Annotated in this window: 12 protein-coding genes; 6 read left to right on the top strand and 6 right to left on the bottom strand. The window is 57.0% G+C overall.

The window, feature by feature from the left end; all coding sequences use genetic code 11:
* The first annotated feature begins 99 nt into the window (after positions 1–99).
* Positions 100–1,446: an MFS transporter gene (locus tag ACT3RR_RS07745; RefSeq protein WP_353502321.1), complete on the top strand. Its 1,347-nt coding sequence runs from the start codon at positions 100–102 to the stop codon at positions 1,444–1,446.
* 8 nt (positions 1,447–1,454) lie between these two features.
* Positions 1,455–2,327 carry a MurR/RpiR family transcriptional regulator gene (locus ACT3RR_RS07740; protein WP_353502322.1) on the top strand — a complete coding sequence of 291 codons (873 nt, stop codon included), beginning with the start codon at positions 1,455–1,457 and terminating at the stop codon, positions 2,325–2,327.
* Here ACT3RR_RS07740 and ACT3RR_RS07735 read toward each other — a convergent pair.
* From ACT3RR_RS07735 to ACT3RR_RS07710, 6 genes are all read right to left on the bottom strand, one after another.
* Positions 2,324–3,412: an iron-containing alcohol dehydrogenase family protein gene (locus ACT3RR_RS07735; protein ID WP_496200038.1), complete on the bottom strand. Its 1,089-nt coding sequence runs from the start codon at positions 3,410–3,412 to the stop codon at positions 2,324–2,326. The genes ACT3RR_RS07740 and ACT3RR_RS07735 overlap by 4 nt on opposite strands.
* A gap of 841 nt (positions 3,413–4,253) precedes the next feature.
* Positions 4,254–5,234: a succinylglutamate desuccinylase gene (gene astE / locus ACT3RR_RS07730; protein ID WP_496200037.1), complete on the bottom strand. Its 981-nt coding sequence runs from the start codon at positions 5,232–5,234 to the stop codon at positions 4,254–4,256.
* 24 nt (positions 5,235–5,258) lie between these two features.
* The gene (gene astB / locus ACT3RR_RS07725) at positions 5,259–6,602 is read right to left on the bottom strand and encodes an N-succinylarginine dihydrolase (RefSeq protein WP_496200036.1); all 1,344 of its coding nucleotides are present in this window, start codon (positions 6,600–6,602) and stop codon (positions 5,259–5,261) included.
* 31 nt (positions 6,603–6,633) lie between these two features.
* Entirely contained in the window at positions 6,634–8,112 is a 1,479-nt protein-coding gene (gene astD / locus ACT3RR_RS07720) for a succinylglutamate-semialdehyde dehydrogenase (RefSeq protein WP_485900871.1), read from the bottom strand.
* Positions 8,109–9,194, bottom strand: coding sequence for an arginine N-succinyltransferase (gene astA / locus ACT3RR_RS07715; protein WP_353502327.1), 1,086 nt, complete (start codon positions 9,192–9,194; stop codon positions 8,109–8,111). The genes astD and astA overlap by 4 nt, the downstream gene beginning before the upstream one ends.
* A 29-nt stretch (positions 9,195–9,223) precedes the next feature.
* Entirely contained in the window at positions 9,224–10,435 is a 1,212-nt protein-coding gene (locus ACT3RR_RS07710; protein ID WP_496200035.1) for an aspartate aminotransferase family protein, read from the bottom strand.
* A gap of 732 nt (positions 10,436–11,167) precedes the next feature.
* On the opposite strand from ACT3RR_RS07710, the gene ACT3RR_RS07705 reads away from it, so the two are divergent.
* From ACT3RR_RS07705 to ACT3RR_RS07690, 4 genes are all read left to right on the top strand, one after another.
* Positions 11,168–12,157 (top strand): autoinducer 2 ABC transporter substrate-binding protein, encoded by a 990-nt coding sequence (locus tag ACT3RR_RS07705; protein WP_353502329.1) that lies wholly within the window; start codon positions 11,168–11,170, stop codon positions 12,155–12,157.
* A 245-nt stretch (positions 12,158–12,402) separates the two neighbouring features.
* Positions 12,403–13,932, top strand: coding sequence for a sugar ABC transporter ATP-binding protein (locus ACT3RR_RS07700; protein ID WP_496200034.1), 1,530 nt, complete (start codon positions 12,403–12,405; stop codon positions 13,930–13,932).
* Between the two features lie 7 nt (positions 13,933–13,939).
* Positions 13,940–14,929 carry an ABC transporter permease gene (locus tag ACT3RR_RS07695; protein ID WP_353503980.1) on the top strand — a complete coding sequence of 330 codons (990 nt, stop codon included), beginning with the start codon at positions 13,940–13,942 and terminating at the stop codon, positions 14,927–14,929.
* Between the two features lies 1 nt (position 14,930).
* Positions 14,931–15,884, top strand: a complete 954-nt coding sequence (locus ACT3RR_RS07690) for an ABC transporter permease (protein ID WP_353502331.1) — start codon at positions 14,931–14,933, stop codon at positions 15,882–15,884.
* The last annotated feature ends 14 nt before the right edge of the window (positions 15,885–15,898 follow it).

Raw genomic sequence — 15,898 nt, 5'->3', positions numbered from 1 at the left:
TTGACATAATAACCCAGAGAATTAAGAAAATTGTTTACACGATTTTAACCCAACACCCGACACATTATAAAAACAAACCGACTTACTCTGAGGTACTACATGACCACTTCTCAACCAGGTTCCACATCCACCTCCCTCCCCGAGACTCCCGCCGTTAGCGCTGCCCAGTCGCGGCGGGCGCTGGTTGCCGGTTCCGTCGGCAACTTCATCGAATGGTATGAGTTCGGCGTCTATGGCTATCTGGCGACGCTGATCGCCGGCAACTTCTTTACCCTCGAAGGGCAAAGCGGATTATCGGGGCTGATCCTCACCTATGCTTCCTTCGCGCTGGCCTTCTTCTGTCGCCCGATTGGCGCGATTGTTTTCGGGCGAATTGGCGACCGCATTGGCCGCAAGCCGACGCTGATTGCCGTGGTCTTGCTGATGACCGTCGCCACGGCGCTGATTGGCCTGTTGCCAACCTACGCGCAAATTGGCGTCGCCGCACCGCTGCTGCTGACGCTGCTGCGCATGTTGCAGGGGCTGTTCGCCGGTGGTGAATTTGGCGGTGCTGTGTCCCTGATGACCGAGTTCGCCCCCAAGGGGAAACGCGGGCTCTACGGCGCGTGGCAGTCCTTTACGGTTTCTCTCGGCCTGCTGACCGGCGTGGCGCTGGTCGCGCTGTTGGTTCACAACCTGCCGGACGCCGACATGAAATCCTGGGGCTGGAGAATTCCCTTCCTGCTGGCCCTGCCGATGGGCTTCGTGGCACTGTGGCTGCGTTTAAAATTGGATGAGACACCCAGCTTTGAAGCCAGTAAGCAGACTCCCGCCAAAGGCCCAAAAAGCGCGGCGGATAAAGCCTCTGCGGCGGCCACTTTCAAAGCCATCGTGCTGGGAATTGGCCGCATGATGGGCTGGTCCGCCGGTGGCTACACCTTCCTGGTGGTCATGCCCTCTTATCTGCAAACCTCGCTGCACGCCACCTTCCTACAAGCCTTGGTGGCCACGGTGTTGGCGAACGTCGGCTTTGCGCTGGCGATCCTACCTGCGGGTATCCTCAGCGACAAAATTGGCCGTAAAAAAGTGATGATTGGTGCCATGCTGGTGGTTATTCTGCTGACCTTCCCGCTGTTGCATCTGTTGCAAAATACCGAAAGCAGCCTGATTGCCAAAGGCATCGCGGTGCTGATCGCCGGTGCGGCCATCGGCATGATTGCCGGACCCGGCCCGGCGATGCTGGCCGAAATGTTCCCGACCCGCGTGCGTTATACCGGCCTCGGCCTCTCCTACTCGCTGTCCAACGCCGTGTTCTCCGGCTGCGCGGGGCTGATTATCACCAGCCTTATCAAGCAAACCGGTAATTTGGATATCCCCGCCTATTACGTGGTGGCGACCTGCGTGGTGAGCCTGTTTGCGCTGATGACCCTGCGCAAAGACGACCACCTGCGCGAACTGGAAAAGTAGGCAATAAGATGAATACATTTTCGAGCTCTTTAGGTTTGGAAGCTCGCCTGCGGGCTTTGCAGGGCAGTTTTTCACAGGCAGAAGAGCGGGTGATTCGCCTGATAGCCGAAGACCCGCAGCGCGTCGCCAAGCTGAGCGTCACGGCGCTGGCTAAACAGGCCGCCACCAGCAGCGCCACCGTGGTGCGAGCCAGCCGCACGCTGGGATTTGACGGCTACCCGGCGCTGCGTCTGGCGCTGGCGGCGGAAAACTCGCGCGCGGCTGCCCACTCCAACCCCCCCTTAGTGGCGGATATTAGCGATCAGGACAGTCCACAGCAGGTGCTGAAAAAGCTGTTGGCTTTTGAGGTGGAAGGGGCAACGGCGACGGCGGAGTTGATCGACGAAGGCAGTCTGGAGCAGGCGGTGGCGGCATTGAGCCGCGCCCGGCGCATAGACGTCTATGGCGTCGGCGCCTCGGCGCTGGTGGCTCAGGACCTGTGCCAGAAACTTCGACGTATCGGCATCGTCTGCCAAACCTACGGCAGCGGCGATGAGAGCCTGGTCAGCGCCTGCCTGCTCGGCTCGCAGGACGTCGCTCTTGCCATCTCCCATTCGGGGGAAACCCTTGAGGCGCTTGAGCCTTTGCAGCAGGCGAAAAACGCCGGGGCCTATACGCTAGCGATCACTGCTAACGCGCGCTCTGCGCTGGCCCGTAAAGCTGACTGCCTGTTATTAACCAGCGGGCGGGAGCTGGGTTTTCGCGCGGCGGCGATGGCCAGCCGCACCAGCCAGTTGTTGATCATCGACTGTCTGTTTATTGGCGTTACCCAGCGACTGCCCGCCGCCCGCGAGGCGCTACAGCGCACCCACGAGGTGGTTGCCAACCAGCGGAAACGCTAAATCAGGCTACGTCCCAGACTGTCGACCCTTTCTATTGCCGCCCTCATGGCGGCAAAATCCACGTCAAACGGCATATTGGCCATATCGGGCGCGGTCAGGCTGTGGTCAATTATGCTGGCGATATCCTGCTCGGTGAGTTCGGCAGAAAGCTGTGCCAGCTGGGTGGGAATAGCGCTGGCTCGCGCCAGTGCCAGCGCGGCGTGCAGTTCATCATCACTGCGGTTTTCCAGCGCCAGCAGGCAGAGGTTGCCAAAGCCCACCAGCAACCCGTGAGGGAAATGGCGGGTTTTACTGCACGCGGTGAAACCTTCATAGAGGGCATGGGCCGCGCCTGTATGCGCGCCGTTACTCATAATCGAGGTCAAACCGGCATAGAGGAAGATGGCGTCCAGCACCTGTTCCAGCGCGTTATTCGCCTTCCCCTGCTCCACCGCCAGGCAGGCATCGGCGGCAAAATGTTCAATTTGGGAAAAGCACAGCGCGCTGTTGGTCCGCGCCACGCCCGCCAGCCCGGTGAGATTATTTTCATCGCTGATGGCGCGGTATTCATACCATTTCGCCAAGGTGTCGCCGATCCCGGCCGCCAGCCAGTTAAGCGGCGCCTGAGCCAGTAAATCCGCATCAATCACCGCCGCCGCCGGGCCATAGGCCAGTGGCAGCATGTCGCGAAAACGGCCATCCTGATGGTAACGAAACGCCAGCGACGTCACCGCCGCACAGGTGCCCGGAATGCTCGGCAGCGTCACCACCGGCAGGTTACAGGCCACGCCCGCCGCCTTGGCGGTGTCCAGCGCCCGACCGCCGCCGGTGGCGATAATCACCTCGACGCCCTGCACCCGAAACGCATCCGCCAGCCGGGAGATCTCCTCCTGACAGCACTGGCCGCTGAGCACTCCATGTCCCAGATAGCTGACCATCTGCTGTTCGAGCTGGTCAATCACGCTCGCCTCAACGCTGGCAATCGCCCGTTTCCCGCCAACCAGCAATGCCCGCTGCCCCAAACGGCCACACATCGACCCTAAATGTTTTATCGCCCCGCGACCGCGCAGCACGCTAGCGGGGAATACCAAGCGATGAGTAAACATGGTGACCTTTTGAAATCGCAATAGGGTTAATGGAAGATTAGTCGTTGGCGGGGGGTTTTGCTGGTAAAAGGTTGGCGGCGGGCCAACTTCCGCTAAAAAACTTAAATTCAATTTCAACTACAAGGTCAAGGTCGAGGTCAAGGTCGTGGGCGTCGGCCCACACCGACCAAGGGAATGCTTTAAGGTCAAAACCGTGCGCTGCCGCCACACCGGCCTCAAGGGGCGCCTATCGCCGCGCCCCTTGAGAATCCCCCGGCTCTTTACTGCGCGCTTCGCTCGTTGGGTGGACGTGTTTCAGGGGCTTCCGTTATCCACCGCAAAATGTCGCCGCTTAGGCGGTGCCTTCGCTTCAGGCTTCGAGCCATAGGTCTCGAACCATTCGCTCAGCGCCATTTTTGACTGCGGTTTTGAGGCATCTCAACCGTGTCGTTCCAGTTGTTTTGGTTTGCTCCCTCCCCTATTTAGGTGGGGTGTTTCTCACATAAGCCACTGAATCTTTTGCAATACTCCTCCCAGCCTCCTTATCAGTGAGCAGAAAAGAACTCCACTGAAACGGTTCGGTATAAATGCCAGTAGGCCGCATTCAGAAGTGACGCCGAGCAAGAGGTGGAAAACCGCGAGTCTTTTTTCGCGGGTTGGAATCCCGCAGCGAGGGAACCGCCTAAGCGGCGGCACTTCGCGGCGATCACCGTGGCTGCTGAAATACGGCCATTCCAACCTGCGAAGCCTCGGTCACACAGCAATTAAAGCGCGGGTGTCCAGAGGGCGCGCGCTTACGCGCCTTCTGGGCCAGTTTGCGTGGCAACGCAAGGTTTTGAATTTAAGAAGTTTCAGCGCTTTCTCAAAAGCGCTCCAACATCAGCCCCGCTCTCAACCCCATGGCGACAGAAGGATTCGGAAACAACACGAACTCCTCATTCTTTTCGACTCGATACGCCTTGCCGCTCTCCTCGGCTATCAAAAAACCTTTCGGATAAGGGGTAAAGTTCAGAGCCGTTGCCGGGACGTGAAGCTGGAAATCCTCTTGCGAGCGGATGATATCCTGCGTGACACGGTAACTTTCAAGCGGCTGGTCGGCGTGCCTTGACGGCAATGGGGTGGCGCTAACCAAGGACTGCAATGCCTGACGGATTCCGGCGAACTGCTGGTGATCGTTGCTGCCGAACGGCAATGCCTTGCCTAGCTCTAGCGTGCAGCTGTCGGCACCAAAAACTTCGCTGCTGAAATGGGTAAAAGTGCCGCCGGGGGAACGGTGATAGACCAGTGCGTCGAGGCCCGCGGCGTCGAGCCATTTCAGCATGTCGGGGCTGTAGGGCCTGTCCTGCAACGGCAACAGGCCAAAGCGCACGTGCAGTGAACCACGGATGGCGGTGTGCAGATCATAGTGATAACGATAGGTCGCCCCCGCCGCGGTCGAGGTGCGATAGAACAGCGCCATCGCCTGCTCTAATTCATGGGCGCGACGGGTTTCGCCGTTGGGGCAATAACGAGTGTGCCTGCCGCCGAACATGCGGTTCATATCGGCATCGACAAAACGCTTATTCACGCGCATTGATGCCGGGTTGCCGAGCAGCACCAGCAGCCTGACGTGCAAAGGCCGCTGGCCGCTCAGCAGCTCGCTCACCAATTGGTTGAGCAGCTCGATGGGCGCGGTTTCATTGCCGTGAATGCCGGCCGAAATCACCACCGCGCTGTGACAGGCCTGGTGCGGCGACAGCTCCAGAATGCCCTCTTCGCGCCATATCCAGTCAAGATTGGGCGTCTGCCCGGTGATGGCTACCGGGGCTTCGCCGCTGAGGGTTTGCGCCAGAAAATCAAACATGTTTCGCTCCTTGATGGCGGCAACTTAGCGCTGGAAGGGGTAAATCACTCCAAGGCCCAAAATTTGCGTCAGTTCATCTAAAGCATAGCGAACCTCGGTCAGCAGCTGTGGGTCAGCGAGATCTTCAGCGTGCATTCGGTCGCGATAATGGCTGTCGACCCACTGGTTAAGGCGAGCAAAAAGCGCGTCATTCATCAGCGAGCCGTCATTGACCGCCGCCAGCTCGGCGCGGTTCAGCGCTACCCGCAAACGCAGGCAGGCCGGGCCGCCGCCGTTGCGCATACTTTCGCGCAGGTCGAACACTTCCACCTGATTAATCGGCCCGCCGCTCTCTTGCAGTTCACACAGGTAATCCCAGACCCCGACGTGCTGGCGCGACTCCTCGGGCACCACAATCATCATCTTGCCGTCGTTCTTACTCAGCAACTGGCTGTTGAACAGGTAAGTGGCCACCGCATCGTCAATCGACACCTTAGACTGAGGCACTTCAATGGGATGGAAATCCAGCGCCAGCGCGGCCATTTTGCGGCGGATCTCCTCCAGCGCGGCGTTGCTATTGGCAAAGGCCTGTTGATGGTGAAACAGCACGTTGCGGTTGCTGACGGAAATCACATCGTTGTGAAATACGCCGCGATCGATAGCTTCCGGGTTCTGCTGCACAAACACGGTCCGGTTGGCGGAAAGCTGGTGCAAACGCGCCACCGCGTCGCTGGCCAGGCGGGTTTGTCGCGCCGGATAGCGCACCGGCTCATTTTCCCCGGTGACTAATCCGTCGCGGCCATAGACAAAGACCTGCACGCCCGGCTTATCGTAATCGCCGCACAGCCGGTTGTGGTTGGCCGCCCCTTCGTCCCCCAGCGCCGCCACCTGCGGTAGCGCGTCGTGGTGGGCAAAGTGGCCGTCATGCTTAAAAGTGGCGCGCAAAATCGCCGAAGTGGTGTCGGCTTCAATAGCGCGGTGAAACTTGTTATTAAGGTTAGCCACGGTGAAATGGGCGCGGCCATCGGCACTGTCGGCCGACGGCGACACCGTCGCGGCGTTAGCCACCCACATGGAGGATGCCGAACTCAGAGAGGACAGCAGGCGCGGCGAGTAAGCCTGCGCCTGAGCCAGCACGTTGCGATCGCTGCCGCCAAAGCCCATCTGGCGCAGCGTGGCGAGATGCGGACGCTCGTGCGGCGGCAACACCCCCTGGGCGAAACCCAAATCGGCCAGCGCCTTCATCTTCAACAATCCCTGCTTGGCCGCCAGTTTTGGGTTAGCCGCCGCATTCTGATTGCGGGTGGACGCTTCATTACCAAAAGAGAGACCGGCGTAGTGGTGGGTCGGCCCAACCAAACCATCAAAATTCGCTTCACTTCCCGACATAAACCTCTCCTCTCGCCGTCTGCAATGCGGCTTAAGCGCCGCTAAAATCAATTCCCGGTGACAACGTCACAGGCAGTTCAAGTTTTTCTGTTTCCAGCGATGCCATAGGCCATGCGCAGTAATCCGCCGCGTAATAGGCGCTTGGGCGATGGTTACCCGAGGCACCAATGCCACCGAAAGGTGCGTTGCTGGATGCGCCGGTTAACGGCTTATTCCAGTTCACAATCCCGGCCCGGGCTTCGGTTAACAGCTGGTCGAACTGGGCGCGGTCGGTGGAAATCAGCCCGGCGGCCAAGCCGTAGCGCGTTTGGTTAGCTATCTCGATGGCCTGATTGAAATCGTCATAGCGCAGCACGCTGAGCAGTGGGCCGAAGATCTCTTCGTCCGGCACGCCCGCGATGCCCGTCAGGTCAATAATGCCCGGCAGCAGCAGCGAGCTGTGTAGGTCAGGGCGAGTCATGGTCAGCAATGGCTTGCCACCGAGAGCAATCAGCTCATCTTGCGCCGCCAAAATGTGTTTGGCCGCGACGTCGGAAATCACGCCGCCCATAAAAGGCTGCGGCTGGTCGTCCCAGTGGCCCACCTTCAGATCGGAAGTCACTTCCACCAGCCGTCTGAGGAATCTGTCCCCCGCCTCGCCCTTCTTGACCAACAGGCGGCGCGCGCAGGTGCAGCGCTGCCCGGCAGAGATAAAAGCCGACTGGATAGTTAGGTTTACCGCCGCGTCGATGTCTTGGACCGGCTCGACGATCAGCGCGTTATTGCCGCCCATCTCCAGCGCCAGAATTTTCTCCGGCTGGCCCGCCAGTTGGCGATGCAGCTGGTAGCCGGTCCCGGCGCTGCCGGTAAACAGCAAACCGTCGATTTGTCCGGACGCCGCCAGGGCTTCGCCCGTGCTACGGCCGCCCTGCACCAGATTGATCACGCCATCAGGTAAACCGGCCTGCTGCCAAAGTTTGACTGTCTCTTCGGCGGTTTTCGGCGTCAGCTCGCTCGGCTTAAAGACAATAGTATTTCCGGCCAACAGCGACGGCACGATGTGACCGTTCGGCAAGTGGCCGGGGAAGTTATAAGGGCCGAACACCGCCAGCACGCCGTGTGGACGGTGGCGCAGTACCGCCTCGCCGTCGGGCATTGGGGTATGTTTCTCGCCGGTGCGCACCTGATTGGCTTCAAGGGAAATCGCCACTTTGCCGATCATCGCCTGCACTTCGGTCAGGGTTTCCCAGTGCGGTTTGCTGGTTTCAAGGCTGATAACCTCGGCCAGACGGCTTTTATGCTCGGTCAGCAGCTCGGCGAAACGGGCAATGACCGCCGCTCGGTCTGCCAGAGATTTACGCGCCCATGCGGGGAACGCCGTGCGCGCCGCCGTGCAGGCCGCTTCGACATCTTCCGGGCTGGCGCACAGCGCCGACCACAGCCCGACATTATTGGCCGGGTTGGTTTTCTCCAGCAGCGCGCCCTGTCCGCTACGCCACTGTCCTTGAATAAAGAGTGCTGGATGCATCATGCGAGACTTTCCTCTGGGTTTGAGTCGGTTACTTGATTTGGCGCGACGCGGTTCTCCCGAAAGGGATAGAGCGCGACGGCGCGCACGCGGTCGCCCTCTTTCACGCCCAACTGCTCGGCGGTGGCTGCGTCAAGGGTCAGCCGGTTCATCACCGGATCACCGGCGACCAGCGTGGCGCAGAAGCCCTGATAATCTTCACGCGCGACCACGTACAGCGGCGCGTCCTGCTCTTGATTTGGCTGGCCGATATGCACCGGCAGCAGGCGGCTCTCTCTCACCGCGCGCAGCTGGTCGATTTCCCCTTCCAGCGTCGGACCGCCGTCGAAAATATCCACGTAGCCGGTGTAACGCAGCCCTTCACTTTCCAGCACGGCCCGCGCCGGAGCGGTGTGCGGATGCACTTGCCCGATGACCGATCGCGCCTCAGGACTAAGCAATTCGGTGTAGAGCGGATGTTTTGGCATTAGCTCGGCAATAAAGGATTTCTGCCCCATGCCGGTCAGGCGGTCGGCTTCGACAAACTCCATGCCGAAGAAGTGCCGCCCGACGCTGTCCCAAAATGGGGAATGGCCGTGGTCGTCGGACACGCCGCGCATCTCGGCAATGACTTTCGGCGAGAAGTGCTGGCGGAAGGCGGCCAAGAACAGGAAACGCACCTTAGATAACAGGTGGCCATTCTTGCCATTGCGGTGTTCCGGGTCGAGGAACAGGGTGCAGAGTTCGGTAAAGCCGGTGTGGTCGTTGCTAAGAAACAGCGTCGGCACCGGCTTATAAATGTTCAGGCTTTTCGAAGCGTGAACCAAGGTGCCGAGGCGGAAGTTGTACCAAGGCTCACTCAGGCCGACTGCCACCTCAATGGCGCTCACGCCGACCACTTGCCCGAGTTGGGTATCTTCCAGCACGAACAGGAAACCCTGCTCGGCCTTGTCCAGCTTCCCCGCCCAGGTGGCGAGCGAACGTTCAATTCGCGCGCGCAGCTGGGTTTCGTCTTTGGGTAATGAGGTCAAACCGATGCCGGTTTTACCGGATAACTTCAAAATATCGGCGAGGTCGCCAAGCCGCACGGGTCTAATTAACATCATATTGTCTACCTCGCAAATAGGGGCTTAACTCAGGCGCACAGGCGTTTTACGGCGCGCTCAAGTCGGTTCAAACCTTCTTCAATATCAGACCCGGAAATAATCAGGGATGGCGCAAAACGCAGCACGTTTGGTCCGGCAATCAGCGCGATTAGCCCCTCTTCCGCCGCCAAGGTGTTGAGCTGCTTGGCCTGACCGTTGAAGCGTTCGCTCATCACCGCGCCGAGCAGCAGGCCCGCGCCACGCACTTCGGAGAACACCTGATACTGCTCGTTAATGCGCTTCAAGCCCTCGATAAACCACTGGTGGCGCTTCTGCACGCCGTTGAGCACCTCTGGCGTGTTAATCATCGACAGCACGGTGCCCGCCACCGCCGTTGCAAGCGGGTTACCGCCGTAGGTGGTGCCGTGCGTGCCCGGCTGGAACAGCACGCCGTACTTGTCGAGCGTCAGCATCGCGCCAATTGGGAAGCCGCCGCCCAGCGCCTTGGCGGTGGTCAAAATGTCTGGCACCACGCCGTAACCCTGATAGGCATACAGCTCGCCGGTACGGCCTACGCCGGTTTGCACTTCGTCGAAAATCAGCAGCGCGCCGTGCTTGTCGCACAGTTCACGCAGCCCTTGCAGGAAGCTCGCCTCGGCAGGCACCACGCCGCCCTCGCCCTGAATTGGTTCGACGATCACCGCGCAGGTGCGCTCAGAAATGTGATCAGCTACCGCGGCTAAATCGTTAAACGGCAGATGGGTGATGTCTTGCGGCAGCGGCGCGAAATCTTCTGAATATTTCGGCTGACCGCCCGCCGTCACGGTAAACAGCGTGCGACCATGGAAAGCATTTTTGAAGGCGATGATTTCGCTCTTATTGCCGCCCTGCTTGTGGCCGTACAGGCGAGCCAGTTTCAGCGCGGCTTCGTTGGCTTCGGCCCCAGAGTTACAGAAGAAGACTTTTTCGGCGAAAGTGGCGTCAATCAGCTGTTTCGCCAAGCGCAGCACGGGTTCATTGGTGTAGCCGTTGCCCAGATGCCAGACTTTATCGGCCTGCTCCACCAGCGTTTTCTTCACTTCTGGATGCGCGTGGCCCAGTGCGTTAACCGCAATGCCGCCAGCGAAATCGACATAGTCTTTGCCCTCTTGATCCCACAGCCATGAGCCCTCTCCGCGTACCAACACGAAGGAGGCTGGCGCGTAGGTCGGTACCAGCCAGTCATCAAAGTTTTCACGGCTAACGTTGAGTTGTTGTTGCATATCTACCTCAGAGTCAAAGGGGACCAAACTGCTGTGAAGTTGTTACATTTAAGTTAAAAATTTTACTCTCTTTGGTTGATGATAGATTGCAGCCTTCTTGCCAGCAAAGGGAATAAATGCATAAAATCTGCTGCGTCACGAAAAAACAACCACTTAATAACCGCAGTTATTCACTTAAAATGAATAAAAAGTGAATAGTAGAAAATCAAACCCTTTTGCGCCTTGAAGGTGTTCCGACTGAATATGCAGCAAGATTTGGAGGAATATTTCGCTCAGGATTGTGATCGAAGGCATGTTGGCGGTGAGTGCAAGAGAGGATGTTGCTCGATATGGGTGAAAGTGACGCACCCTTTTGGGGAGACTGCGCATTGCTGGGTCAGGGGCAATTCGTGATAGTTCTCACAATCTGGGCATTATGTTGCTGATGTCGATACCTCGCGGGTGGCGAAAAGCAATTCCTCACTTTTTAATGTTATTTTTATGTTATAAAAATGATACTTACTTGATCTAAAACCGCACTATTTCACCTCTAAACCCTGCTCATTTCTCATGCTTTGAATTTTATTTAACCTTAAATTAACAATTAAAATCATATAAATTAACATTTTCGGGCTTTGATCACATTTTGTTTACTTTGCTGCGAGAAGCGCATAGCGGCTTGTTAATCTCAATACGTGGAAAAAATAACCACTACCCACGCCCTACACATAAGATCATAAGAAGGTACCAGCCATGAAATTTAACCTCGCATTAGTCAGTGCATGTGTGGTTTCTGCATGCATGTTGATCTCAACACCAAGCTTTGCTGCCGACAAACCCTACGACATCGCTCTGGTGGCTAAAGTCACCGGTATTCCTTGGTTCACACGCATGGAAGTGGGGGTGAAAGATGCCGCCCAAAAATTACACGTCAACGCCTATCAGGTCGGTGCTTCTACTCCAGATCCGGCGGCCCAGGTTAAAGTCATCGAAGATTTAATCGCCAAGAAAGTTGACGCCATTATTGTGGTGCCTAATGACGCCAAAGTATTAGAGCCGGTACTTAAAAAAGCCCGCGACGCCGGTATCGTGGTATTAACCCACGAATCTCCAGACCAGCAAATTGGTCAATGGGATATTGAAACCATCGACAGCCAGAAATATGCCGAAGCGAACATGGATGAATTAGCCAAAGATATGGGTGGCAAAGGTGGTTACGCAATTTATGTCGGTTCACTCACCGTGCCATTACATAATGCCTGGGCCGATGCGGCGATTAAGTATCAGAAACAAAAATACCCGGATATGCATGAAGTGACTTCTCGCCTGCCGGTTGCTGAGAATATTGATAAGTCCTACTCCACCACGCTGGATTTAATGAAAACCTATCCTGAAATGAAAGGGATTATCGGTTTTGGTTCATTAGGCCCAATTGGTGCAGGCCAGGCCGTTCAACAAAAACGTGCGAAGAATAAAATCGCCGTGGTGGGTATTGCGATGCCAGCTCAGGCCGCGCCTTACCTGATGCGCGGTGATATTAAGAAAGTCCTGCTGTGGGATCCTAAAGATGCCGGTTACGCCTTAGTTTCCGTGGCTGACCAGATGCTGCAAGGCAAGCCTGTCACCAAAGATTTAACCATCGATGGTCTGGGCAAAGCCGACGTAGATATGGATAAACACGTGATTCGCTTTAATAAGATTCTGGAAGTCACACCAGACAACGCGAAATCATTGGGCTTCTAATAGGTCAGTATTTACTTATTTTTTAAACCCTGAATTATTTACGTTGCATCAAGGCGGCAACTGAATGAATCCCAGTCACTTACTCAAGTAAGTGACTGGGATGAATGAAGGCAGCCAACGCAGAGGCAGCTTAAAGGATGACGGGTTTTCGCCACACCAGAGAAATAGGAAGGGATACGGCGTAGTTTGTTGTGCCGTATCTGCTTTCTTAACTGACCAGCTTGAACGCAGTAAGGATTCAGTCGATGACGATTAATTCCAGTTCACCTACCTCCCCTCATTCCGCCGAGGCATTTATCAGCCTTGAGGGAATAAGCAAAAAATTCCCCGGTGTACTTGCACTGGATAATGTCACGCTGACATTAAATAAAGGTGAAGTGCATTGTCTTGCAGGCCAAAACGGCTGCGGAAAAAGTACCATTATTAAAGTGATTTCCGGCGTCTATCAGCCAGAAAAAGGCGCGACCATCACTATTGATGGCAAATTGTTTCACTCTTTAACGCCACAACTCTCTTCTTATTACGGCATTCAGGTTATTTATCAGGACCTGTCGTTATTCCCCAATTTATCCGTGGCCGAAAATATTGCCATTCACCGTTATTTGCCGGGCGGCGATTTCTGGGTACATCGCGAGGCAATGCGCAAAAAAGCCATTGCCGCAATGCAACGCGTAGGGGTTTCTCTCGACCCGGATCGTAAAGTGGAAAAGCTGTCGATCGCCGACCGTCAATTGGTGGCAATATGCCGGGCAATCGCCGCTGATGCGAGCCTGGTTATCATGGACGAACCGACCGCCTCCCTCACCCGCACCGAGGTTAACGGCCTGCTGCGCGTGGTCAATGAGCTGAAAACCGCCGGGATTTGCGTGGTGTTTGTTAGCCACCGTCTGGACGAAGTGATGGAAGTGGCCGATCGCATCAGCGTGATGCGCGACGGCAAACTGGTGGGCACTTACCCGGCCAGCCAGCTCGACAGCAATGAGTTGGCCTTCCTGATGACCGGCCAGCGTTTCAGCTACAGCCACCTGCCGCATCGCGCACCGGCGGACGTCACGCCTTTGCTGGAAGTGAGCCATCTCAGCCGCGCCGGGCAGTATCAGGATATCTCCCTGTCACTGCGCCAGGGGGAGATCACCTCGATTATTGGCCTGTTAGGCTCCGGGCGCACCGAACTGTGCATGAGCCTGTTTGGTATGAGCCAGCCGGACAGCGGCGACATCAAAGTGAATGGCAAGAAAGTCACTTTACGCAGCAACCGCGATGCCATTCGTCATGGCATTGCCTATGTGTCAGAAGACCGCCTGACCCAAGGCTTAATCATGGAGCAGTCGATTTACGACAACACGCTGGTGTCAATTTTCAACAAACTGCACACCCGCGCGGGCTTGATGGATCACCGTAAAGCCGCGTCAGTGGTTAAAGACCTGATCCGCGATTTGAACATTAAAGTCTCGGACAGCGGCCTGCCGGTGAAAACCCTCTCGGGCGGTAATGCGCAGCGTATTGCCATTGCCAAGTGGGTGGCGACTCATCCGCACATTCTGATCTTGGATTCGCCGACCGTGGGCGTAGATATCGCCAACAAAGAGGGGATCTACCGAATTGCGCGCGATCTCGCTGAGTCCGGCATGGCGGTTTTGATGATTTGTGACGAGATCCCGGAAGCCTATTACAACAGTCACCGCGTGCTGGTGATGCGTAAAGGCGAACTGATTGCTGAATTCGCCCCGCACCAGTGCAGCGAAGCGCAGATTGCGGAGGTGATTAATGGGTAGTTCAAAAATGGAAAGAAGTTGGCTGAGTAAAGCCATCGGCCAGCACGAGTTCTGGTTGGGTTTACTGGTGTTGGTTCTGGCGATTGGCCTGAGCGTCAGCACCAAAGAGTTCTTAACCCTCGGCAACCTGACTGATGTCGCCACCAGCTACGCCATTCTTGGCATTCTGGCCTGTGGCCTGTTTGTGGTGCTGATTGCGGGAGGCATCGACATCTCCTTCCCGGCCATGACCTCCATTGGCCAATACGTGATGGCGAGTTACATCATCCACCACGGCGGCAGCTTCCCGCTGGCGTTTGGTATGGCGATGGGCGTGGGCCTGCTGCTCGGGCTGGTCAACGGCTTCTTAGTTTACTGGCTGCGCGTTCCGGCGATTATCATCACCATCGCCACCCTGAACCTGTTCTACGGCCTGCTGGTGTATCTGACTAACGGCACCTGGCTGTACGGCTTCCCGGACTGGTTTATGAATGGCATCAACTGGTTCTCATTCACCGCTGGCGATGGCTATGACTATGGCCTGACGCTGCCGCTGCTCAGCCTGCTGGGGGTGATTATCGCCACCGGCGTGCTGATGAACCGCACTCGCGTCGGGCGTCAAATCTACGCCATGGGCAGCAACCGCGACGCGGCCTCACGCCTTGGGCTAAACATCCTGCGTCTGCACTTTTATGTTTACGGCTTTATGGGGCTGTTGGCGGGCATCGCGGCAGTGGTACAAGCACAAATCACCCAGTCGGTGGCTCCTAATTCGCTGCTAGGTTATGAGCTGACGGTGCTGGCTGCCGTGGTATTGGGCGGCACCAGCATGACCGGTGGGCGCGGCTCACTGACTGGCACCGTGCTGGGCGTGATGCTGCTGGCCTTCCTGCAAAACGGCCTGACCCTGCTGAGTATCTCCTCTTATTGGCACCAAGTTTTCAGCGGCGTGATCATTTTGGTCAGCATCAGTAGCACCGCCTGGAACGAAAAACGCAAACTGGCGAAGGGAATGTAACATGACAACCTTAACCCGATTTTTCCCCGGTGACCGCATCATCCGTTTGCAGTTGCTGATCATTCTGGCCGTCGCCGTGCTGTTCTCTTTCACGCTCGGTGGTCGCTTCTTTAGTCTGGGTAACTTCCAGTCAATCTCTTCCCAGCTGCCTATCTTGGGCATGTTGGCGCTGGGAATGGGCATCACCATGCTGACCGGCGGGATTAACCTGTCGGTGATCGCCGGAGCCAACGCCTGTTCGCTGGTGATGGCGGCGATTTTGGTCGCCCACCCTGACCAGCCCGCCTTCTTCCTGCTGGCGATGCTGGCGGGATTGGCCGTGGCGCTGGCGATCGGCTCGCTAAACGGCGTATTAATCGCCTACATCGGGGTGTCGCCTATCCTCGCCACCCTCGGCACCATGACGCTGATCTCCGGGCTAAACATTCTTCTGACCAACGGCACCGTTATCTCCGGTTTCCCGAAAGCCATTCAGTATTTGAGCAACGGCAGCCTGCTGGGCATTCCCGTCGCCCTGCTGCTGTTCCTGCTGGTCGCCGTGCTGCTGTGGGTGCTGCTCGAGCACACCACCCTTGGCCGCAGCCTGTATCTGATGGGGTCTAACGAGCAGGCCACGCGCTTTAGCGGCGTGAACACTCACAAAGTCACTATCGCGGTTTACGTGCTTTCCGCCCTGCTGGGCTGGGGCGCGGCGCTGCTGATGATGTCGAAATTTAACTCGGCCAAGGCCGGTTACGGCGACTCCTATTTACTGGTCACGATTTTGGCTTCGGTCCTCGGCGGCATTAACCCGGATGGCGGCTTTGGTCGCGTGTTGGGACTGGTTCTGGCACTGGTGGTACTGCAAATGCTGGAAAGTGGTCTGAACCTGATGGGCGTGAGCAGCTACTTAACTATGGCGTTATGGGGCGGAGTATTGATCCTGTTTATCGCTTTACAGAATCGTAAGTCCTGACAGACTTTTAGAAC

This window comes from Ewingella sp. AOP8-B2-18, assembly GCF_052376015.1.
Lineage (GTDB): Bacteria > Pseudomonadota > Gammaproteobacteria > Enterobacterales > Enterobacteriaceae > Ewingella > Ewingella allii.
This window is presented reverse-complemented; position numbering and strand designations above follow the sequence as displayed.

Coding starts and splice junctions, on each gene's coding strand:
- ACT3RR_RS07690 (WP_353502331.1), top strand. CDS start 14,931: ATGACAACCTTAACCCGATTTTTCCCCGGTGACCGCATCATCCGTTTG.
- ACT3RR_RS07705 (WP_353502329.1), top strand. CDS start 11,168: ATGAAATTTAACCTCGCATTAGTCAGTGCATGTGTGGTTTCTGCATGC.
- ACT3RR_RS07710 (WP_496200035.1), bottom strand. CDS start 10,435: ATGCAACAACAACTCAACGTTAGCCGTGAAAACTTTGATGACTGGCTG.
- astB (WP_496200036.1), bottom strand. CDS start 6,602: ATGTCGGGAAGTGAAGCGAATTTTGATGGTTTGGTTGGGCCGACCCAC.
- ACT3RR_RS07700 (WP_496200034.1), top strand. CDS start 12,403: ATGACGATTAATTCCAGTTCACCTACCTCCCCTCATTCCGCCGAGGCA.
- ACT3RR_RS07740 (WP_353502322.1), top strand. CDS start 1,455: ATGAATACATTTTCGAGCTCTTTAGGTTTGGAAGCTCGCCTGCGGGCT.
- astE (WP_496200037.1), bottom strand. CDS start 5,234: ATGTTTGATTTTCTGGCGCAAACCCTCAGCGGCGAAGCCCCGGTAGCC.
- ACT3RR_RS07745 (WP_353502321.1), top strand. CDS start 100: ATGACCACTTCTCAACCAGGTTCCACATCCACCTCCCTCCCCGAGACT.
- astD (WP_485900871.1), bottom strand. CDS start 8,112: ATGATGCATCCAGCACTCTTTATTCAAGGACAGTGGCGTAGCGGACAG.
- astA (WP_353502327.1), bottom strand. CDS start 9,194: ATGATGTTAATTAGACCCGTGCGGCTTGGCGACCTCGCCGATATTTTG.
- ACT3RR_RS07735 (WP_496200038.1), bottom strand. CDS start 3,412: ATGTTTACTCATCGCTTGGTATTCCCCGCTAGCGTGCTGCGCGGTCGC.
- ACT3RR_RS07695 (WP_353503980.1), top strand. CDS start 13,940: ATGGAAAGAAGTTGGCTGAGTAAAGCCATCGGCCAGCACGAGTTCTGG.